Annotated in this window: 20 protein-coding genes and 1 tRNA gene; 9 read left to right on the top strand and 12 right to left on the bottom strand. The window is 41.9% G+C overall.

The annotated features are described in order from the left end of the window. Positions 1-57 precede the first annotated feature (57 nt). From ACKWCA_RS01445 to ACKWCA_RS01425, 5 genes are read left to right on the top strand one after another with little or no spacing between them, the layout of a single operon-like run. On the top strand, positions 58-900 hold the full coding sequence (locus ACKWCA_RS01445; protein ID WP_413976353.1) for an AraC family transcriptional regulator: 843 nt from the start codon (positions 58-60) through the stop codon (positions 898-900). A 26-nt stretch (positions 901-926) separates the two neighbouring features. Further along, positions 927-2018 (top strand): sialidase family protein, encoded by a 1092-nt coding sequence (locus ACKWCA_RS01440; protein ID WP_413976352.1) that lies wholly within the window; start codon positions 927-929, stop codon positions 2016-2018. A 33-nt stretch (positions 2019-2051) separates the two neighbouring features. Beyond that, positions 2052-3053 carry a metal-dependent hydrolase gene (locus tag ACKWCA_RS01435; protein ID WP_413976351.1) on the top strand — a complete coding sequence of 334 codons (1002 nt, stop codon included), beginning with the start codon at positions 2052-2054 and terminating at the stop codon, positions 3051-3053. A 6-nt stretch (positions 3054-3059) separates the two neighbouring features. Further along, on the top strand, positions 3060-3689 hold the full coding sequence (locus ACKWCA_RS01430; RefSeq protein WP_413976350.1) for a DUF998 domain-containing protein: 630 nt from the start codon (positions 3060-3062) through the stop codon (positions 3687-3689). Further along, complete coding sequence (locus ACKWCA_RS01425; protein WP_413976349.1) at positions 3686-5500, top strand: DUF5060 domain-containing protein; 1815 nt, start codon at positions 3686-3688, stop codon at positions 5498-5500. Before ACKWCA_RS01430 ends, ACKWCA_RS01425 begins: the two co-directional genes overlap by 4 nt. A 107-nt stretch (positions 5501-5607) precedes the next feature. Here ACKWCA_RS01425 and ACKWCA_RS01420 read toward each other — a convergent pair whose 3' ends face one another. The 4 genes from ACKWCA_RS01420 to ACKWCA_RS01405 form a co-directional block, all read right to left on the bottom strand. Next, positions 5608-6708 (bottom strand): DUF4407 domain-containing protein, encoded by a 1101-nt coding sequence (locus ACKWCA_RS01420; protein WP_413976348.1) that lies wholly within the window; start codon positions 6706-6708, stop codon positions 5608-5610. Positions 6709-6858: 150 nt separating this feature from the next. Then, positions 6859-8922, bottom strand: a complete 2064-nt coding sequence (locus tag ACKWCA_RS01415; RefSeq protein WP_413976347.1) for a M56 family metallopeptidase — start codon at positions 8920-8922, stop codon at positions 6859-6861. 2 nt (positions 8923-8924) lie between these two features. Then, entirely contained in the window at positions 8925-9311 is a 387-nt protein-coding gene (locus ACKWCA_RS01410) for a BlaI/MecI/CopY family transcriptional regulator (protein ID WP_413976346.1), read from the bottom strand. 256 nt (positions 9312-9567) lie between these two features. Beyond that, positions 9568-10113, bottom strand: coding sequence for a hypothetical protein (locus ACKWCA_RS01405; protein ID WP_413976345.1), 546 nt, complete (start codon positions 10111-10113; stop codon positions 9568-9570). A 137-nt stretch (positions 10114-10250) separates the two neighbouring features. Between ACKWCA_RS01405 and ACKWCA_RS01400 the strand changes: the two genes are divergently transcribed. Then, positions 10251-10829, top strand: a complete 579-nt coding sequence (locus ACKWCA_RS01400) for a PhnA domain-containing protein (protein WP_413976344.1) — start codon at positions 10251-10253, stop codon at positions 10827-10829. A 288-nt stretch (positions 10830-11117) separates the two neighbouring features. Here ACKWCA_RS01400 and ACKWCA_RS01395 read toward each other — a convergent pair whose 3' ends face one another. After that, a complete protein-coding gene (locus tag ACKWCA_RS01395) occupies positions 11118-12509 on the bottom strand; it encodes a dipeptidase (protein ID WP_413976343.1) in 1392 nt (463 codons plus the stop codon). Positions 12510-12677: 168 nt separating this feature from the next. Between ACKWCA_RS01395 and ACKWCA_RS01390 the strand changes: the two genes are divergently transcribed. Beyond that, positions 12678-12759, top strand: a tRNA-Leu gene (locus ACKWCA_RS01390). Positions 12760-13036: 277 nt separating this feature from the next. On the opposite strand, the gene ACKWCA_RS01385 is transcribed toward ACKWCA_RS01390, so the two are convergent. Next, positions 13037-14755, bottom strand: coding sequence for a serine hydrolase (locus ACKWCA_RS01385; RefSeq protein ID WP_413976342.1), 1719 nt, complete (start codon positions 14753-14755; stop codon positions 13037-13039). A gap of 335 nt (positions 14756-15090) precedes the next feature. Further along, complete coding sequence (locus ACKWCA_RS01380) at positions 15091-15426, bottom strand: DUF6249 domain-containing protein (protein ID WP_413976341.1); 336 nt, start codon at positions 15424-15426, stop codon at positions 15091-15093. A gap of 124 nt (positions 15427-15550) precedes the next feature. Between ACKWCA_RS01380 and ACKWCA_RS01375 the strand changes: the two genes are divergently transcribed. Beyond that, a complete protein-coding gene (locus ACKWCA_RS01375; protein WP_413976340.1) occupies positions 15551-16123 on the top strand; it encodes an RNA polymerase sigma factor in 573 nt (190 codons plus the stop codon). Between the two features lies 1 nt (position 16124). After that, on the top strand, positions 16125-16607 hold the full coding sequence (locus ACKWCA_RS01370) for a hypothetical protein (protein ID WP_413976339.1): 483 nt from the start codon (positions 16125-16127) through the stop codon (positions 16605-16607). Positions 16608-16699: 92 nt separating this feature from the next. Here ACKWCA_RS01370 and ACKWCA_RS01365 read toward each other — a convergent pair whose 3' ends face one another. The 5 genes from ACKWCA_RS01365 to ACKWCA_RS01345 all read right to left on the bottom strand — a co-directional run bounded on the left by ACKWCA_RS01365 (position 16700) and on the right by ACKWCA_RS01345 (position 21612). Further along, positions 16700-17491, bottom strand: a complete 792-nt coding sequence (locus ACKWCA_RS01365) for a cupin domain-containing protein (RefSeq protein ID WP_413976338.1) — start codon at positions 17489-17491, stop codon at positions 16700-16702. Positions 17492-17515: 24 nt separating this feature from the next. Continuing rightward, positions 17516-18439, bottom strand: coding sequence for an alpha/beta hydrolase (locus tag ACKWCA_RS01360; RefSeq protein WP_413976337.1), 924 nt, complete (start codon positions 18437-18439; stop codon positions 17516-17518). A 111-nt stretch (positions 18440-18550) separates the two neighbouring features. Beyond that, entirely contained in the window at positions 18551-19570 is a 1020-nt protein-coding gene (locus tag ACKWCA_RS01355) for a helix-turn-helix domain-containing protein (protein WP_413976336.1), read from the bottom strand. 201 nt (positions 19571-19771) lie between these two features. Further along, positions 19772-20494, bottom strand: coding sequence for a LytR/AlgR family response regulator transcription factor (locus ACKWCA_RS01350; RefSeq protein WP_413976335.1), 723 nt, complete (start codon positions 20492-20494; stop codon positions 19772-19774). 5 nt (positions 20495-20499) lie between these two features. Continuing rightward, the gene (locus tag ACKWCA_RS01345) at positions 20500-21612 is read right to left on the bottom strand and encodes a sensor histidine kinase (protein WP_413976334.1); all 1113 of its coding nucleotides are present in this window, start codon (positions 21610-21612) and stop codon (positions 20500-20502) included. Positions 21613-21770 lie beyond the last annotated feature (158 nt).

Here is a 21770-nt window from a genome sequence, read left to right as displayed (position 1 = left end):
ACCTTTTTTCTAGATTTATAGTTGTAATTTGAGGCATTCACGTTAAAATAGTTGGGAATGGAATTTGTTTTTGAAAAAATAAATGTACCGAACAGGCATTCGTTTATTACTAGAAAACTACCGCTTAGAACGAATGACAGCGTTCATTCGCATAAGAATTTTGAACTTAATTTTATTAGTTCAGGCGCTGGCCGAAGAATTGTCGGTGACCATATTTCGGGATTCGAAAAAGGCGATTTGGTGTTAATGGGGCCAGATTTACCTCATTGTTGGGAATTATTGGAAGAAGACCAGAAGGCCTTCTGTATCGTCACCCATTTTTCGGAGGATATCGTGACTTCCGATTTCTTCAAAATGCCCGAATTGGAAAAGGTAGTCAATCTTTTGAAAGAATCGAAACGGGGACTTCGGTTTAAAGTTAAAGAGGGTAAAAGGATGCGTTTGGAGCTCGAAAAAATGACACAACTGGAGGGCTTGGACTATTACATACATTTACTTCGGATTTTTAATACACTACTAAAAACCGAGGAGCGTGAGAAATTATCAAATCCAATCGCCCAAGAAGGAAGTTTCACTAGAAATCTGGAGAAGATCAACAAGGTGTATGAATATGTTTTTCAGCACATTCAAGAAGGCGTTAAATTGGAAGCGGCAGCGTCCGTTTTAAACATGGCCCCAAATTCTTTTTGCCGTTTTTTCAAGAAAAAGACCGGCCTTACTTTTATGGAATATGTGAAAAGGGTACGGGTGGGTATCGCGGCGAAACTACTTGCTGAAACTGATAAACAGGTGACTCAAATCTGTTTTGAAAGCGGTTATAACAATTTGGCTAACTTTAACTTCTATTTTAAGAATATAATGGGGAAAACCCCATCGGAGTATAGGAGGAGTTTTTCATAAAATTCTCCGATGTAATTCAGTAAACAATGGATCTTAGATTTTTCTCAATTCCAATTTTAACCATAGCCATGATTTTTGGGCTGCATGCCCAAGAAACGAAGTTGCCCGATCCAGCTCCCATTGAGCATTCTTCCATTGTTATCGAGGAGTTTGTGTATGAACTTGAGAACGCACTTACGCCCGAATGTCATGCTTCTACTATTGCGGTTAGTAATGAGGTTGTTATAGCAGCTTGGTTTGGGGGTACGAAAGAAAAGAATAAAGATGTGGGTATTTGGGTATCGCGAAAAGAAGCAAAAGAATGGTCGACCCCAATTGAGGTTGTAAATGGGGTCCAAGAAGACGGTACGCGATATCCGTGCTGGAATCCGGTGCTTTTCAAGCCAAAAAATCAACCCCTACAGTTGTTTTATAAAGTGGGTCCGAATCCTCGGGAGTGGTGGGGTCTATATATGACTTCTATTGATGATGGGGCAACTTGGTCCGACCCGATAAAACTACCTGACGGAATTTTAGGGCCTATTAAAAATCAACCCATTCAATTAGAAGATGACAAGATTCTTTCCCCTTCAAGTACAGAGAGTAACACGGAGGGGTGGAAAATTCACTTGGAAGTTAGTGGCGATTCGGGTAATACATGGGCGAAAACCGAAACCTTAAATGATGCCAAGGAATTCGGCGCCATTCAGCCGGTTATACTCAGCTATGGAAATGGAAAATTACAGCTTCTAAGCAGAACGAAAAATGGAGTGATATCTCAAAACTGGTCTACGGACGGGGGGCATACGTGGAGTAAAATGACAAAAACAGCACTGCCAAACCCGAATTCCGGAATTGGTGGGACCTCGCTAACAGATGGGAGACAACTTTTGATCTACAATCCCACTAAAAAAAATTGGGGCAATCGAGTTCCGCTTAGCATCGGTATATCCACTGATGGACAAAATTGGAAGCGCGTTTTGGACGTAGAACCCCTACGGGAATCGACCGATGAGGAAAATGAGGAGTATTCCTATCCAACCGTAATTCAGGCTCCGGATGGTATGGTACATATGGTATATACTTGGAATAGAAAAACGGTGAAATATCTAATGCTCGATCCCAACAAACTCAAATGAATTCTTTAACCTTGACCATCCCATAACAGTTTAATGGATTCATTGACCCAAATAGTTTTAGGAGCCGCCGTAGGCGAAGCCACTTTAGGTAAGAAAGTGGGTAACAAGGCCATGCTTTACGGAGCCATCGCAGGTACTATTCCTGATTTGGATGTATTGGCCCGTTACTTTGTCGATACGGTTACCGCGACCGAATGGCATCGAGGCTTTAGTCATTCTATCTTTTTTTCAATCTTGTTCGCGCCCATTTTTGGATGGCTGATCTGGAAATTGAACCCCAAATCGAATGCGGATTGGAAAGACTGGTCACGGCTCATGTTTTGGGGACTTTTTACCCACCCGGTACTTGATGCTTTTACCACTTGGGGCACACAATTATTCTGGCCGTTCAAAACACGATTGGCGTTCCAGAATATATTTGTTATTGATCCCCTTTATACGCTTCCCTTTTTGATTTTTTTGGTGCTGGCGATGTTTCAAAAAAGGACATCTCCTAAAAGAAGGAGGCTGAATCGTTTGGGCTTGATTATAAGTAGTGTTTATCTGGTGACCACACTTCTTTTAAAAGGGATTGCTTTTAAACAATTTAGCAACGCCCTCGCAGCTCAGGGTCTTGCTTATGAAGAAATGGATATTCGGCCAGCGCCCTTCAGCACCGTGCTATGGACGGCGAACATTGCGGTCAAAGATGCGTATTTGATCGGTAATTATTCTTTTTTCGATACCAAACCGATACAATTTACATCGTACCCCAAAAACCGTCAGCTCTTGGGCGATTTGAAAAAAAATGACAAAGTGCTTCGTCTAATCGAAATTGCCGAAGGTTGGTATACCGTTTCGAAAGAAAATGGGAAGCTCTTTTTCAATGACCTTCGTTTCGGATTGTTGAGCCTAAAAAAAGATGAAAAGCGGTTCGCGTTCTCGTACGAACTTGTGAAAACCTCAAATGGGCTCAAGGTTGTGGAAACGCCCAAGAGACCTTCGGATGCCGAAGGCCTCTTGCAAAGTCTATGGCGACGAATTTTGGGAAATTGAATGCAAATGAAAAGACAACTTATTTTTTTATGTGGATTTTTAGGTGCGTTCCTTTTCGCCCTGTCCAGCATTTTGGGCGGTCTGCAAATAGAAGGCTATAGTTTTATAAGCCAATACATCAGCGAAAGTTTTGCGACCGATGTGCCGAACACAGGCTATTTAAGGGTAATATATATCATCAGCGGCCTTCTTTTGTTCATTTTCGGCCTTGTAGTGCCGTCTGTATTGCCCAAGTCGAAATCCATTAGAATAGGATTCTGGGCGTTCGCCGTGTTCTATGGATTAGGTACGATTACGGTCGCCCTATTTCCCTGTGACTTTGGTTGCCCGACAGATATAGAGGGTGTCAGCCTGGCCCAGGTTATTCATAATGCTTCCGCTTTTTTTACCTATATCGTTGCACCATTGGCCATGATCGGTATCGGAGTTTCCCTAAAACGGGTGTCTTCAGTAGCGCTTTTGTCAAGGGTTTCGCTCATCTGTGGAACCATAGCCCTCATTTTTGTTTGGGTTTTGTTCACGGATCCAACCGGTCCCTATATCGGTTTGTTCCAAAGAATAATTGAAACCTGTATATTAGGCTGGGTCGCTTTTACCTCTTTGTCTATTAGAAATGAAAAAAATCAGTTTGTATGAAAAAGATCAGCACGCTTTTACTAGCCTTCCTATTTTTGAATTGTGCCCCTGGCGAGAAGGAAACTACATTGACGGATTACCAGCAATGGCATACCATAACTTTACCCTTTCAGGGCCCTGCAACTTCTGAAACCGCTGAAGAGAATCCATTTTTAGACTATAGGCTTACGGTTATCTTTCAACATGAAGGCGCCGAATATAAAATTCGAGGATTTTATGCGGCCGATGGTAATGCGGCAGAGACCAGTGCCAGCTCAGGAAACGTTTGGCAGGTACGGTTTACACCGGATAAGATTGGAAAATGGAGCTACTCGGCACAGTTACATAAAGGTGATGGCATTGCTTTAAGTGAAGATGGGGGAACTTTAGTCGAAGTAAAAGATGCTTCAGGAGCGTTTATGGTAACACCTTCGGATAAAACGGGAGATGACCTTAGGGCACACGGTCGCTTGGTAAACGATAAAGGCTACTTCAGGTTTAAGGGCTCAGGGAAGTATTGGATCAAAGGAGGCGCGGATAGCCCGGAGAATTTATTGGCCTACGAAGATTTTGATGACACCTATCGTTTGCAAAGTTCCAATGAAGATGGCGAAGCGAAAACCAATGATACCATACATAGTTATGCCCCGCACATCGGTGATTGGGAAGAAGGTGACCCGACTTGGAAAAACGGAAAGGGCAAGGGGTTGATCGGGGCAATGAATTATCTGGCCTCAAAAGGAATGAACGTAGCCTATTTCTTGACCATGAATATCAAAGGTGATGGCAAGGATGTCTGGCCCTATGTGGCTCCTGATGATTTCACACGCTTTGATGTAAGCAAGTTAGACCAATGGGAAATTCTTTTTCAGCATATGCAATCCAAGGGAATTTTATTGCATATGGTACTGCAGGAAACGGAGAATGAAACGATGCTCGATGGGGGCGATACGGGGCCGTTACGACAGCTCTATTTTCGGGAGTTGGTCGCACGGTTTGGACACCATTTGGGGATGCACTTTAATTTGGGAGAGGAAAATGGCTATGCCGAGTTTACACCTATTTCCCAGAACGATGCACAGCGTAGGGCGATGACCGACTTTCTAACGGAAATCGACTCGTACGACCATCCTATTTTGCTGCATACCCATTCGCACGAGCCCTATCGCAGCCTTATTCTCGATTCCATTGTTGGATTTCAAAACCTAGATGGGCTTTCCCTACAAGTGGATAAACGGGAGGGTGCTGCCGCGGTTGTCGCCGAATGGAAGCAAAAATCTTCCGATACCGGACATCCTTGGATGATTACTATGGATGAAATCGGGATGTGGCATACCGGCGCACAAGCTGATGCGATCACACCGAATCACGATTCGTTACGACGGTATGTGCTTTGGGGAACACTATTGTCCGGTGCCGCTGGAGTGGAATGGTATTTCGGGGCGAACAATAGATACAATGATCTGAATACGGAAGATTGGAGGACGCGAGACAGACTCTGGGAGTTGACCAAACACGCTATGGACTTTTTCCAAAACCATTTGCCGTATTGGCAAATGCAGGCCGATCATTCTCTCGTGAGTCCCGCAGATGGGTATTGTTTGTATAAACCAGGAGCGATTTATGCCGTATATATACCAGATTCCGAAGCACATCGTCTAAATTTAATGGGAGTCGAAAGTACCTTTGAGGTGAAGTGGTTCGATCCCCTCAATGGGGGGGCTTTACAAGACGGATCCATACAAACGGTAATGGGTGGAAACGAGGTTTCCTTGGGGCTACCACCCGCGACCGGTCAAGACTGGATTGCCTTACTTACAGCGAAAAAATAGAATAAGGAAGACTTATGCGTGCCGCAAAGGGCAACGAATGTCAGGTGCAATCGTGGCCTGTTCATGTTAGATGGTACTTAAGAAAAAGGCGATAAAGAAAGGTATCGCTATAAGCTCTTGATCTGTAACTCTTGAAATGCATCGGCTTGAAGCTTTAGAAGCTCTTCGGCCTTTTGTTTCTTGTAGGCGTACACCGCTTCTTCCTCTTTAAGTTCGGTATAGATTTTCACGTTTAAAGCGGTGTCCGTTGCTAAGACCTGTTCTCTTTGCTGCACTTTTTGTTGCACCCAAGTTTTAAGGGTACTTTCTTCATCTTCTAATTTGAGGTCATACTCCCCTTTAGGTGCTAATAATTTTGCAATAATAGGAGAAGTTTCGATGGCTAAAAACAGTAGAAAAATAAAGAAAGAAGGCAGCCAAGGCAGTTTGTCCAAAGCATTTATTCGGGCCATTAACCCGTCGAAACCATCGATAATCGGCTGTGAATTTTTGACCACTTCGGCATATTCCGTGTTCAACGATGCGATCTGAGCTTCAATTCCGGAAATTTTGACCGTATTGGCTTCCTTGAGTTGCTGTAACTCGGCCAGGGCCGTATCGTGCTTTTCCCGTTTTTCGGCATATACCGGTCCCTTGCCCAAGAGCATCGTACCTGCCCTACCTTCGGCTTCTGAAATGTACGTATCGTATAGGGCATTGGTCTCCGCTTCTTTTGTTGAAATTTCATTTTTCAAACCCGCGATGTCCTGGTTTAGTTTTTCTACGGTGGGGGTGTATTGAAGTGCCAGTTGTTCTTTGTTTTCCAAGGTCATTGCGTTTTTTTCTTCCAGCAATACCTGGTTGATCTCCTTTTCGAAAATCTTCATCTCCAAGGGTTTTGAGATGACGATGGCAATAATAACGGCAAGAATGATTCGCGGGGTGGCTTGTAGCAGTTCACTGCCCATACCATCCCTTTTTTTGATGGTGGATACGATAAAGCGGTCAAGGTTGAAAATCAATAAGCCCCAAATCAATCCAAAGAAAATGGCTGCCAAAAGAGAATCAAAAACCGTGTAAAGGGCATAACTACTTGCGATAAAGGCCATTACCGTCGTAAAGAATACGGTGGCTCCGATTCCGGCATATTTATTTTGTTCTCCTTCCGAACAGTTTTTTAAAATGGATGAATCGGCTCCTGAACAGAGAATAAAGAAGTTTTGAAGCATGTCAGTTGATTTTGATTGATGAACACTAGTATCCGAAAGGATATATAAGGGTAACTGCGATTTTGTATTGATTAGTATATATGCGTCCCTTTTTGTTACAAAAAAGCCCTCAAAATGAGAGCTTTGTAACCAAGTTCGTGACGTTGTTTTTTAATCGATGATAATTGGGTTTTTGGAAATCCGCACTTGAGGATTTTTACCCTTATGCCCCCTTGAATCGATATTGAGGCTTTTATTATTTTTCAAAAGCTCAATAGCCTTGTCGGCCGTGATCTTCTCACCTTCAAAATAGAAGGTAGCTCCTTTTTTCGCCATTTCGATAACGTGGTCAAGCGGTGATTGTGGCTCTGGTGGGGATGGAGGTTGTTGAATTCCTTCGGGCTGTTGAATTTGGTCAGAGTACTGACTGTCTATTTTTGGTTCTGTTCGACGGTAATTGAGAACTGCAGGAGTAGGATGATTCTGTACCCATGGGAGCGCGCTAGGACTTTTCGCTAAATAGGCGACGTTCGTATTGATATCGTACGGATCTTGTTCCGCGATGACTTTTTGAATGACCATCGCTGCTTCTTCTCGTTCGTTTACGTTTTTGGGTTCAATAGGTTTTGGCGGATGATGCTCTTTTGCTTCTTTTTTGGCCTTGGGCGCCTTTGGGGCAGCAGGTGGGGCAGGGGGTTCGGGAAAATCTGGAAACGGTTCGGCATCCGCTTTTTGCTTCTCTGACATCAGGCTGTAGATGTACTCGAGACGATCAACATCCTTTTGTTTGATTTTCATATGATTTCTAGGCATGTCATTGTAATGCTTTGCCAATTTGTTGTATTCCTTCATCAGTTCTCGTGAGGCGCCATCTTGAACTCTTTCGCTTTTATAGCCCTTTGGGAATAATTTCATTTGCGAATTGGCTTTGGAAAGATGGGTTTTTTTGAACTCATCCTCTACCTTTTGCAAAAAGGAAACTGGTGTGTCGCTATGATTGGCCTGAACGATAGCGGAGGTGTAATCGGTCTCTTCCCAGTTTTTAGTATGCTGATCTATAGTTTCTGAAAAAGAGTTTAAGGAAACCGCCTGATTATTTAGTAGTATTTGATTCTTGTGTATATATAAAATGACATTTTTTGGGGTCCTGTTCTTTGACAGCTGCTCGGTCAAGGGTTCGACATTTTGGCGTTGTGATTCGGTCGTCGTGTCATACAGGGGTTCCGAAAGAGAGTCGGTCCTATTTTCTGTTGATACATCATTATACTTTCTGTCCGATTCATCGTGCTTGAGCGATTTTTCGGAGGAAGATTTTTCTTCTAATTCAATGGCTTCGGTTGACTGCACTTCTATGAATTTGGTTTCGCTAAACCCTAAAAGCAGTAACGCCAGTAGGGGTAGTAAAAGTGAACTTCGCAGAAGAAACGATGTTTTTGAGGTGTTTTTTTTCATGACTGTAAAACGTTTTTTGATGGATGAATAATTGATGGCATGGGCCATCTTTGACTGATATTTGTGCTCACTATCGGGTGATAAGTACGATAGTAGTGTATTTTGATACGTGGCTTCGTCAATGTCTTTGTTCAATACCGCGCGATCGGCGAGGAATTCGTGATTGAGTTTGATGGCTTTTTTAAATAGGTATACCAGGGGGTTGAACCAGAAAACCACATGAAGCAATTCAATGAATATAACATCCCAGCTATGGCGTTCTTTGGCATGGGTTTCTTCATGTAACAACACTTCTTTCGGAATTTCATTCGATTCCAATTTCTTCCGGTTCAAAAAAATGTATTTGAAAAAGGTGTGTGGTGGAAAGCGCTCCTGCAATAATACATGAACAAAACGGGTTGATTTCTGCTTCGGGTTTTTTCGAATGCGCCCAACAATCTGACTGAGGTTTTTGATGAATCGCAATCCGAAGAAAACGAATCCGATAAGGTAAATGCCCCAAAGTAGGGGGGCAATATCCAGAACATCTTTTTCTAGGGCCTCCGGTACACCGATAGGTGCGTAATCGGCAGGCGACGTAGGTTGCTGAATGTCAACATAGGGTACAGGGTCTACCGTGACGTATTCGGTAAAAACTAGAGCAGGTATGAGTAGAGCGACTCCCAAGGCCAGAAGCAAATAGTACCTTTTGAAAACATGCATGTTTTCCTTTTCCAGTAGTAACTTGTAGAAGACAAATAAAATGGCCATACAGGCGACGGACTTGAAGATATAGATCAACATGATTATTCAGTTTTCTTGCCTTTGGGCAGGTTTTTAATTTCATTATCGATTAGAGTCTTTAGCTCTTCCAATTCCACTTTACTTAAGTTGGTTTCTTGGGTGAAAAAAGAGGCAAATTGTCCCGGACTACCATTGAAAAAGTTTTTGATCAGTCCGTTAACATGTTTCGAAAAATAGTCTTTCTTCTTGACCAGAGGAAAGTATTCGCGAGACCTTCCGAACGCCTTGTAGTTGACAAAGCCCTTGTCCGTCATTCGTTTCAAAAGGGTGGCGACCGTTGTGGTTGCAGGTTTGGGTTCCGGATAAGCTTCCAAAAGATCTTTCATGAACGCTTTCTTTTGCTTCCAAAGAATGTTCATTAACTCTTCTTCCGATTTTGACAATTGCATATTCTACGTTTTTAGAACTTATTCTACAAACATAGAACAAATATTTTAATTCTACAAATGTAGAGTACAATGATTGCCCAAATAGGTTCGCTAATATGAAGCCTGGATACCTTATAACTACCTGATAAACATATCGTTATGTGGTGTTTTGAAATAAAAAAAATTTTCCTTGAATACGGTCTAATTCTAGCAGTGGAATGCAAGCATAGCTTACAATAGTCCGTATTTTAACCCGATTATGTCGTTCGTAGGCCCATTACTTTCCTAACTCCCTTGAAGTGGCGATCAAGGAGATCAAGGCGGAAAAAAGCCCTATGGCCAATAGCAGATTGCCATTTAGTATTCCTATTTCCCAATGGAGGATTTTGAATAAAGAGGCGATGACAATGTAGACCGTAGCAAGGTCGGCAAGTAGGTACGACAGGTCGTCCCTGCTAAAACTACTTAACAACATCGTAGTGTTCTGGGTAATATCTTGAAAAGACGTGATGATTTGCTTAATGTAAAGTAGTAGAAAGGCAATAAGGGCCAATTTGGTCATCAGTGTAAGTACATGTACATAAGGTAAGCCCAATAGAATGAATGCATAGTTGCTTGAAAAGACCACAATCAATAGGAGACGGACGTAATCCAAGGGTTCTCTTTTGTCTTTTTGATACAATTGCAGGCTTAGAAAAACCATCATACCAAAGGCGCCCAGAACAATCAAGGCGGAAGGCATGAATTTAAAGAGTGCACTAAATACGGTAACGGAAATACTCAACCTGAAAAACAGGGCCGTTTTTTGTTTTGAAATCGACATTGGGAATTTGTTTGCATAGTAGGTAGGTCAATAACGAAAAAATATGGGTTATAGTACAGCTTAAGAAAATATAGCCCCCAAGAACAGGTGCTGCTTTTCAATTAAAGCGATAAGTTTGCAAAAATCGAAATCAAGTCATGAGTGTAACCGAGCAATTAAAAGAACGTAGTGGGTCTAAATGTGAATTGTGTTCGGCTACCGATGATTTAAGGGTGTATGAAGTTCCCCCGGTTTCAACAGGAGGTCTTGATGGTAGCCTCTTGGGCTGCCCAACCTGTATCGGACAAATAGAGAATCCTGATACAACGGATTCCAATCATTGGCGTTGTCTCAATGATAGTATCTGGAATGAACACGAGGCGGTCAAGGTCGTTGCATGGCGTATGCTCCATAGATTAAAATCGGAAGGATGGCCACAAGATCTGCTGGAGATGATCTATTTAGAGGAGGATACCTTAAAGTGGGCCCAAGCTATGGGAGAGGGCGAAGATGCCGATGATGTTATCATACACCGTGATGTCAACGGAGTGGTCTTGCAAAATGGAGATAGTGTAGTGCTGATAAAGGACCTGAAGGTAAAAGGGTCAAGTATGGTTGCCAAACAAGGCACGGCTGTTAGAAGAATATCCGTGGATCGTGAAAACGCTGAATATATTGAAGGAAAGGTGGGTGCGCAACAAATCGTGATTATTACCAAGTACGTGAAAAAGATCTGATTGGTTGGGAGTTAGGAGTTAGGAGTTAGGAGTTGATTGCGCGATGCTCGAAGTCAGCGGCCTAAGCCGGACCGCTCACAGTAGAAAATAATTGAACTTCACCTGTTGTCTTGTATCTTACTTCTGGGAGCACAGCGGTCTTGTTTCTCGCCTTATGGTTTCCATATAGTCGGGGTGGGTGGTAAGGTGCGTGATGCCTAAGCGGCACAGCTAACAGCAGAGACCATATTGAACTTCAGCCAAATCAGGTCTTAGGTCTTACCTCTAAAAGCGAAGCGGTCCTTTTTCTTAACTCTTTTTCATTTCCGTAAAAAAGTGATAGAAATACGGAATGGTCTCGATTCCTTTGAGGTAGTTCCAAACGCCGAAATGCTCGTTCGGTGAGTGAATGGCATCACTGTCCAGTCCAAAGCCCATCAAAATGGTCTTACTACCGAGTTCTTCCTCAAATAATGATACAATAGGTATGCTGCCTCCACTACGCTGTGGAATAGGCTTTTTCCCAAAAGTGGTCTCGTAGGCCTTTGAGGCTGCCTGATATCCTACGGTATCGATTGGTGTTACATAGCCTTGTCCTCCATGATGTGGGGTGACCTTGACTTTTACACCTTTTGGGGCACACTGTTCAAAATGGACCTGAAATAGTGTTGTGATTTCTTCCCAATCTTGATGCGGTACCAAGCGCATTGATATTTTGGCATAGGCCTTACTTGCAATGACGGTTTTAGCGCCTTCACCAATGTATCCGCCCCATATGCCATTTACGTCTAGGGTAGGGCGAATGGAATTCCGTTCGTTGGTCGTATATCCTTTTTCCCCGTATACCGATTCGATATCCAAAGCATCTTGATAACCTTGTAACGAAAATGGAGCTTTGGCCATTTCAGCGCGCTCTTCGGTCGAGAGCTCTTCTACCTTATCGTAAAAGCCGGGTATGGTAATATGATTGTTTTCATCATGTAGACTCGCGATCATCTTGGTCAAGATATTGATCGGGTTGGCGACCGCACCGCCATATAGTCCGGAATGTAAGTCACGATTTGGGCCCGTCACCTCCACTTCAACATAGCTCAATCCGCGTAAACCGGTGGTGATGGAAGGAACATCATTGGCAATCATTCCCGTATCGGAAATTAAGATAATGTCGTTTGCCAATTTTTCCTTGTTATTGGCGACATAGATTCCCAAGTTATCGCTACCCACTTCTTCTTCCCCTTCGATCATGAATTTCACATTGCACGGTAGTTGGTCCGTTTTGGTCATATATTCCAGCGCCTTGACATGCATGTACATTTGCCCCTTATCGTCGCAAGAACCGCGAGCGAAAATCGCTCCTTCAGGATGATTTTCCGTTTCTTTTATAACGGGTTCATACGGAGGTGAATCCCATAACTCAAGGGGGTCGGCAGGTTGCACGTCATAATGCCCGTAGACCAATACAGTGGGTAATGCCGCATCGATGATTCTTTCCCCGTAAACAATCGGATATCCTTCGGTTTCATAGATTTCAACGGTATCGCATCCGGCATCCAATAATGCTGTTTTAACAGCTTTCGAAGTATTTAGAACATCTTGTGAAAATGCAGGGTCGGCGCTAACTGACGGAATTTTTAGGAGTTCAATAAGTTCGTTTAAAAAACGGGTTTTATTTTGGGCAATATATTCTTTCGGACTGTTCATGAAAAAGAGTTTACTTCAGGACTAAATTTAAGAAAAAGAACTTTTGAAGGGTAACTATTTAGAGAATTGATTTTTTGCTTTATATTTGCACCCCGATTTATTGGGATTTGCAGGTAGGTAATGTATTGAAAGGATACTGTCCGGACAAGCAAGCTTACCTGTTGATAGGCAGGCGTGGTGGAATTGGTAGACACGCTAGACTTAGGATCTAGTGCCGCAAGGTGTGAGAGTTCGAGTCTCTCCGCCTGTACTTGGTTAAAAAACCTCTCTTCGTGAGAGGTTTTTTTGTTTGTGACATGTTCTAGACGACTCGGGAGAGACGAGAAGTTTATCCCGAGCGCAGTCGAGGGGAGTCTCTCCGCCTGTGCATTTCGGCTCCGCTCAATTTGGGCTTCGGAAGGCTTCTGGGTCACAGGGGACTTTTTCTATGAACTATCTTTAGGTTAAAGTGAGTTCAAGGGCACTATTTTAGTTTTCTTATTTCCATACATTATAAGAACTAAAACACGTTTCTAATTTGCACTTGTTTACCAAAAGGGGAATGGTTTATCAACTTTGTTGAACCTTAAATTATGAACTCTGTCGGAGCTTACTTGAAAACCGACAACACTACCTTCTTCGATATCAAATTCTAATGATCCAAAAAACCAAGTATTTCCAGAAAACTTTTGTTTGGTAAGAGGTGATAATTGTGTGATTTCCTGCCGCTGATGTATAGCGGTCAGTACTCCATTTTCAATTTTTAGTTCATAAGACGTGCGTAATTCCGGACTATAGTACATACCGATATATTCTTGGAGCTTCGAATTGTCCATGTGAAACTTTATTCTTTTACCAGTAGAATCCTGACCGTTGCGATTAAAGGTCAATGTATCAACGTCACCGTTCTCATTTTTGACAAAAGTAATTGTGGCGCTAATTCTTCTAATTTGAAATTGTTCTTCATTAAGCATTTCCAATGGAAAGGTTCCCTGACCAGTTGCCGTTATGTACAGTTGCTCTTCTCTTTCATTGAACTCCAATATAAAACCGGGTTGTAGCTCAAATTTACCTTCGTATTTTTTTAGTGTTTCTTTAGCGATAACCCTTAAAGGTTTTTGGGCTGCGTCAATTGGCGTATTGGTGTCAAGCATTTTTTTGTTATCGAGATATATATCCGCAATAGCATATGCCTTTTCATCAGCATTCAATGATCCATCATTCGTCAGCACGATAATGGCCAGCTTTTGGTCAGGAAATCTTAGAACCTGACTTCTATAACCAGCATCAGCACCTCCATGGCTTATAACCTTTCTGCCATTGTATTGAGATACTTTCTGCCCAAAAGCGTAGTTCAAGGTATCCCCATTTTTTAAAACGGCCGTATGAGCCAATTTATCCAATAATTCTTTACTTCCTATTTTTGGTTTCTCAAAATTGATGACCCATTTGCATAAGTCGTCAATACTCGTGCGTATACCGGTATTACCAACAATGTCCTTTGAATTTCGGATTCCCTTTTTGTAACCTGTGCCATCAAAAAAATAGGGACTGGCAAGATTGGGAATGATTTTCTGGTTATCCTCAAACAAGACAGTATTTTTCATCTCTAAGGGTATAAAAATGAGTTCATCGAGATATTGATGAAAAGGTTTCCCTGATACACGTTCAATTAATTCTGCCAATAGCATGTAGCCCGAGTTATTATATGAGAAATCCGTCTCGGGTGAAAAATTCAACTCCTTTTGTTGCCTGAGTAGTTTTAAAACATCTTTTCTGGATATCACATCCTCGATATTCCAACCTGCCATTCCCAATAGATAGGTGATACCTCGTATGCCATGTGTATGTTGCGCCAGTGTTTTCACTTTGATCATTTCTCCGAAATCGGGTAATTCGGGGATATACTTTCTAATATCATCGTCCAAATCTACTTTTCCTTCTTCCACCAAATGTAAGAGGGCGTAGGCCGTAAATTGTTTTGAATTTGAAGCAATGTTAAAAAGTGTTGAGGAACTGTTTTTTATGCCAAATTCAAGGCTCGCGGATCCGTAGGCACCTTCAAAAACGATAGTGTCTTCTAGTATGACAGCGACGGCCGCTCCAGGTGTATTGTTAGTGTTCCAAGCTTTAAAAAGATGATTGATTTCTTGTTCGACTACTTTATAGCCTTGACTAAAGTCTTTTTTGTCTTGAGCATTTGAAACTGTGTTTTGTATGACAAGTAGTATGGTTAAAAGAAGTGGTGTAAATTGATTGCTTTTCATGTTTTGTTGTTTGAATTCTTGTGATTATTTCGGCGCCGACATCAAATGGATTTGGGATAAATTTTTTATAGTAAATATCCTTTATCTCCATTGACCCGTATGATGATTCCTCTTTTTGATACTAAGACCACTATTGTATGGATGCTTTCGTCTCCGCCAGCATAGTAAAGGGCCGATTTCGAGTGCTACACAGTGCCCAAACCAAGAGCAGCTACGTCCTGCGTTTTTAAGAGTTGTTATAGTTCTTGCCGAACGGTTAAACCCTTTAACAGTTTTGGCGTTCAGCTGTAGTGGCGGTAACATGCTATAGGGTAGCAACGGTTTATTACCTACTACTACCTATCTATCCTGTTTTTCTCGATTTTATAGTTTAGAATCAGCGCCAATCCGCCAAAAAGAAATGAGAAGATGGAATAAAACACATCCCCCTCTTGCACGCTTGTTATAGAGTTGAGGAGATAACCCATCAGAATTCCGACGCCGATACCAACGCATAGCATACCGATTTTCAAGGTTACGGCCAGTGTTTTCGTTTTGCTATACAGCGAATTCGAGGACACCCCCTTTTCAATCATGTGTAATCGTTCAAGATGTCTTGATTTAAGATAGAGATAAATAATGCCAAATACGGCAGCTATAAAGGTTATGGGTACAATAATGTCTCCGTTCATCACTTTGTTTTTCTATGTGATGCAAGAATTCTGATTGAGGTTACAGAAAACCATAAAAATTATTTTTAAACTAATCCTGTAAAAACTGTAACCGAGAGGTGAAGAGTTGCATCTTATTGATAAGATGAGTTTTGAGAAGGACCTAGAATGTGTAGCTAAAGTTAGAGATGGGGATTTGGTCGCATTTACGTATCTCGTTGAAAAATACAAAGAGATGGTATATGCGGTCGCTTTAAAAGTTTTGGGCAATGCTGCCGATGCGGAGGATGTAGCCCAGGAGAGTTTTATAAAGGCTTATCAGCGTATAGGAGACTTTAAAAAAGCTTCTAAATTCTCTACATGGCTGTACACAATTGCCTATAGGTCGGCATTATATCACAAGCGTGGGAATGCCATTGACACTAGACGTATCGAGCTAAGTGATGAAGAGCGATTTCAGACCATTACGAATTCGCAGAGTGATGATTTTAAAACCAGAGAGCAACAAAAATTCATTAAAATAGCTATTGATTCGTTACCTCCTATGGAAGGACTTTTAATCACCTTCTTTTACATTGACGAAAATACAATACAAGAAATAAGTGCCATCACTAGCCTGTCGACAACCAATATCAAGGTAAAGCTATTTCGAGCTCGGAAAAAGTTAAGGAAAAAGCTTAAGATCATATTACGGGATGAATCAAATTCCATACTTTAAGATGAAGCGAAAAGACGAACCCCTTATTGAACTTATCCAGTCTGTTAGACTAGACGGCCCAAGTCCAGAGTTTACGGAAAATGTGATCAGCTTTTTAAAAGAAGAGGCTGCACCGGTTGAAGAGATGAATGTGATACTGAAGCATTATCTGAAAAGAAATGTGCTCCCGGAAGTTTGTGATGACTTTTCGACGAAAACAATGGACGCCTTGGAAAACCGCCTTCAGGCGTCTGATTTTGAGCCCTTGGTCTCTAAAAAGACGAGAACGGTTGTAATAATCCTGTTTGCAGTAGGCTATAGTTTTCTATTACTTGACGAACTTTTTTTGAACCTACTTTATGTTGCGGATATATCACTTCTTAGCGCAACGTGGTTAATTGAGGTACTGAACATTCCCACAATAGTTTGGATAAGTGTCTTTTCGCTGACGATTTTGCTTTTACTAGACTTGAACGTTAAAGAGAAAAAGAATCTTGTTCCATAAGTTATTTGCTATATTGACTCCTTGTGCGAATTACTATTGTTGAAAGGTTGATGCTCTTTAGTTAATGATATGACCAAATGCTAATCCACTAACTACCCTTTCTGAGTGACCCTAAGTGTTCTGAAGAGGTCTGCCCCATAACTTTGCCATATCCCGGTAAAGGTTTTTGGGAGTATAAAAAAGTCTCCTGCATAAAAAATATGCTCTTTGCCGCTCAAGCTAGTAAGGACAAGCTTGCCGCTGAGGATGTGTATAAATTGTTCCTTTTCGAGAAAGCTTATCGCCTCCTCTTTTGGGACTTCTGATACCTGTTTGATTTCCAGTTCGACACCAGCATAAAGTTCGTCAACATATGGGTCGATTTCAATTGACGTTATATCAGTGCCAGCAAGCACATCTCTGTTCAGAACAAAGGGTTTATTCCGGTGTGATGTTACCGCTGAATCACTTCGTTCGTTTGAAATTACCGAAAGTTCAAGATGATAGCGATTCCCTCCATTATTGGTCCAATCGCCCTTAAAACCTTTGGGAACAACAATATAATCACCAGGATAGAAGGAATACCCCAAGCTATCGGAAGGCATTATATCGGCCCTGCCGTTCATGAAATAGACAAATTCTTCTAAAGGGAAATTTTCAAAGGTGTTCTTTGCGGTTTCACTTGACAGTAGGAAAACGGTCAGTTCTTGGCCGCGATGCACCCTTTTCTGGAAGAATTCCCGTTCTGGGTGCGCCTTGAGTTTGATCTTGGGAAGACCGATACCTGATAGTAGCTCTTTGTCGATCTGAATGGGCTCGGCGCTGTGCTCCTCCGGTGTCTCCTGACCGGTTACAGGAGTGAACCCCAACACGAATAGGGTAACGAAAACTAAGGCTTTTTTCATAGGGATATTAAACTATTTGGTTCTTCAATCGCTTTTGGTGCTATCGGATAGTCCCTGAATAAAGCCTATAATAGCATCACGATAAATACTCCGTTCGGAATGGGAAAGATTTCTCCACAGTTCTCCGTGCGACAGGTCGTAGGCATACAGTACCGTTACTTTTCTAAATTCGGTTTTTCGAATTCGATCTTCGAACAGCTTGGTGTAATTGTACAGGCTATTATCGCAGATGAGAAAAATAGGGCTGGAGAGGTTTTGCAAATAATTTACCGGAGATCCGTCCATCCAGTTCTCGTAATCAGCACCAAAAACGGCCTCCACGTGCTGTACGGCGAGTTCGGGCCTATCCCCATTTAAAAATACATTTCGGTAGTCAACAATGTCGTAGGTCCCGGAAATAGGAATAATACCCTTGATCAATTTTGGGGATAGGCCCTTACTTTCAAGATACTTGGCATCTAAACTGACCAAGGCCGCTAAGTGCGCTCCCGATGAATATCCGCCAATGAAAATGTTTTCGCTGTCAAAGCCGTAGTCCTTACTATTTTCACAGAGCCAAGCTATGGCACTGGTCACATCCTTGGCATGCTCAGGGTGTTGAACACCGCTGTTGAGTTTAGGATCCCTCCAAATGGCAGGACTCAAGCGATGCCCTAAAGAGGCTACGGCTATTCCTTTTTCTGCCAATTTGAGGGCAAAATCGGTTTCCTCATCCTTGTTTCCATACGACCAAGCTCCCCCGCCTATCCATATGAACAAGGGGGGCTGCTCCTGATTTTGGGGAATAAAGAGATTCAACATACGAAGCGTATCAGTTCGGATTGCCGGTTCAAGATAGTCTACATCTAAAAATTGTTTGATTTGACCCCTATCGGTTGCTTGCGAAGAGGCGCAAGTAATCGATAAGCATGTAAAAAGGCATAGGGCGTAATTTACTATTGAATTCATAGGGACAGGAGTAAAAATCTACATTTTGTTGAGGATATCATCCGCATTATTCAATGATACTATTTTTTGTAGGACAGGAAACGGAAAGCTTCGAAAAAAGAGTTCGATATGCTAATCTTGAACTGAATTTTTCTCGATGTAGTGCTTTGGGGTCAAGCCTGTGTACTTCTTAAAAGTGGTGAAGAAGGTTGATTTTGAATTGAACCCGGATTCATACCCTATCCCTTCGATGGAAAGGTTTCTTTTTGTCAAAAGCAAATCCTTTGATTTCTCTATTCTGAAACGATTGATATAATCTGAAAAACCAATGCCCAAATTGTCGTTCAAAAGCTGTGAAAGCTGATGTCTGCCTAGTTGCATCTGCTGTGCCAAATCAGCCACTTTCAGGTTTTTGTTCGTGTACAAGTGTGATTCGTAAATCAACAAATCCATTTTGGCGAGTAGAGCGGTTGCTTCTTTGGCAGCTATTTTCTTGTTAGCGTACCGGTCGGCAACTTCTCTTCTGTTTTGTTCGATTCCAAAAAAATAGTAGATGGAGGCCGCGTAAAAAATCAGGGAGAACAAGACCGGACCTAGAATGTAGTTGACAAATAAGGATGTAGCAAAGGATAAGCATTGCAAAACAAAGACGATATAAATCAGTTTTTTTGTCCGTGGCCTATAAGCACTAGTACGCTGACGATCTTGATTTCTGAGTCGTAATCCCGCCACGATGAGGTAGGCTGTTAGAATTCCATGGAAAAGAAATCGTATGCGCCAATCCCAAACCTGAAAATGCTGCGAGAAAGGATAGATCAGACCAAAGGCAAGCAATAACACGGGCACCAAAAATAGCTGTTGTTTATCTATTTCCCTGAGCTTCCTTTTTCCCGTTCCCATAAGTACATACAATAGCACTCCTGATAGCACGTTGGCTGTCATACCGATCTGTATGATGGTCGGATGGATGATGCGCTCGAAAAAGTAAAAACACGAAACACCGACCCGTGTGGCTAAACTCAAAAGAAGAAGTCCTAAAACCATTTGGAACACCTCGCGATTTTTTCGTCTTGTGATAAGGGTCGCAGCAATGACGACAACATTGAAGACCCCTAGGGTGGCGAAAAAAAACAGGAGATTGGTATACGTCATTAGTACTGATACGGATTATTGGGCTACGGCTCTACTCATAGACCATAAGTAAACTTCGACAGTACTAAAAATAATTACTTTTTAGTAACTAATGGCCCCGATCCAAATATTGAGCATGAATTTAAGTGGCGTTAGGGCAATAGAATGATGCGTAAGTTTTTAGGTGTGCCCTGTGCTACACTATAAAAATAAAAGTCGCATTTATTTTTTCAGAAGTGAGGTATTGACAACATGTTGAAACACTATTTTTCTATAACTTCTACTGACTGGTATCGTTTCTTTTGTCAATTTGACGCTCGAATTCTCAACCGTTCGTATTTTATCGACAGCAACGATATATGATTTGTGTACCCTAATAAATTTTGGAGTTCCCAAGATTACCTCAATACGTTTCATGGGCATTAAGGTCATATACTTTTGAGACGCGGTATAAATAATGACATAGTTTTGGAGGGCCTGCACATATTCCACATCATCGATTATGATTCTTTCATAGATATGCTCGCATTTCACAAAGAAGTAGTCGGGTACTGTCTCCTTCTCCGTGCTCTTTTCATCCGCCTTGCGAAGTAAAAAATAATCTTTTGCTTTATGGGCTCCCTTAAAAAAGCGGTCAAACGTGATGGGCTTGACCATATAATCGAGTACGTCGAGTTCAAAACCTTCTAGGGCATAGCTCGGATAGGCCGTGGTTAAGATAACTATGGGGCGTTCTGTGGTTGATTTCAAGTATTCCATTCCTGTCATAACAGGCATCTGAATATCCAAAAAAATCAAATCCAAGGACTGCTTTTTAGAGAGACCGTACACTTCGGTGGGGTTGCTTCCTTCGCCGACCAGATGTAAAAAATCCACTTTTTGAATATACCGTACCAAACATTCGCGGGCAAGGGGCTCATCGTCGATTACAGCGCAGTTTATCATATTGATCAGGCTATTTGATTTTTCTCAACTGCCCTATCGCTTAACTTCAACTGCAGTCGTATTTTGTGTGCTAAGTTGTCTTGTATGATCTCAAGGCTATGAACATTAGGGTAAAGTAGTTCTAACCGACGTTTTACGTTGGCGAGACCAATTCCATTAGCGTCCTCCTTCTGTGCCAAGGTCAAAATATTTTTGCTATTTGAAACGGTGAGCCATAGGTTTTTTTCTAGGACATCTAATTTGATATTGACCCAGTTTTTCGAGGTCTTATGGTGTGAAACATGTTTAAATGCGTTTTCCACAAAGGGAACCAACAAAAAAGGTGCGATTTGCAGGTTCGACATCGTTGATTTATCGAGTTCGACATGCAGTTCCATGTTTTTGAGATCTTGCCTCAACTTTTCGAGTTCAATGAAGTTCTCGACGTAATTCAGTTCTTGTTCCAATGGTATAAAAGGTTCATTGCATTGGTATAATTGGTACCGCAGTAATTCCGAGAATTTGGCCAATGACATAGAGGCTTTGTCTTGGTCTTTGTGTATCAATACGAAAATGGAATTAATGGTATTGAACAAAAAATGTGGGTTGAACTGCGAACGAAGAAATTTGAGTTCAGTCTGTAATTTTTCCTTTTCGATCGTATTTCTGTGCTGTTCTGATGCCATCCAATTTTTGGTCAATTTAATACTCATGGCCAAGGTCATACTGGCCAAGGTAGAAGGTAAGGCATTGCCCTTGAACAATTGGAAGAATTCCGAAGGAGCTATTTTAAAGAGTTCCTCAAAGGGAATGCCTACAACCATGGCATTCACATGATAGCCTCCGATAATTCCGGCAGAAGTCAAAATGACCGTCAGCAATAAAGCTGGAATATACACCAGATAATTGCCTTTCTTCAAAAATTTCGGGATCAAGAAGTACAGGTTGAAATAAACGCCAAGTGCCTGCATCACCACATAAAAGAGAAACTTAGTGGAGTAGGGCGAAAATAAGATGTTTTGAGCGGCCTCGATGACACTGCCACTGGTCAATGACCACCAGAAATAGTGGTATAGAAACCAGAACAACAGATGGTACAACTTGTATTTGGTGACAAATGCAACTATCGATTTTCCCATAGCAACGGCTAAACGCTTAAAGTTACTCAAAATGCTGTAGTACGGTTGGGTCAAGGCCTTTGAATTGACAACAGGCCGAGAATACTTGACGAAACACATTTTTATGATCGAACATTCGACTTCCCCTTCTTACGGATGAATTTCTCCTGCTTGTCAAC

Origin of the sequence: Maribacter corallii (genome assembly GCF_047345415.1) — a bacterium.
Lineage (GTDB): Bacteria > Bacteroidota > Bacteroidia > Flavobacteriales > Flavobacteriaceae > Maribacter_C.
Note: the sequence above shows the minus strand (reverse complement) of the source record. Positions and strands in the feature narration are given on the sequence as shown.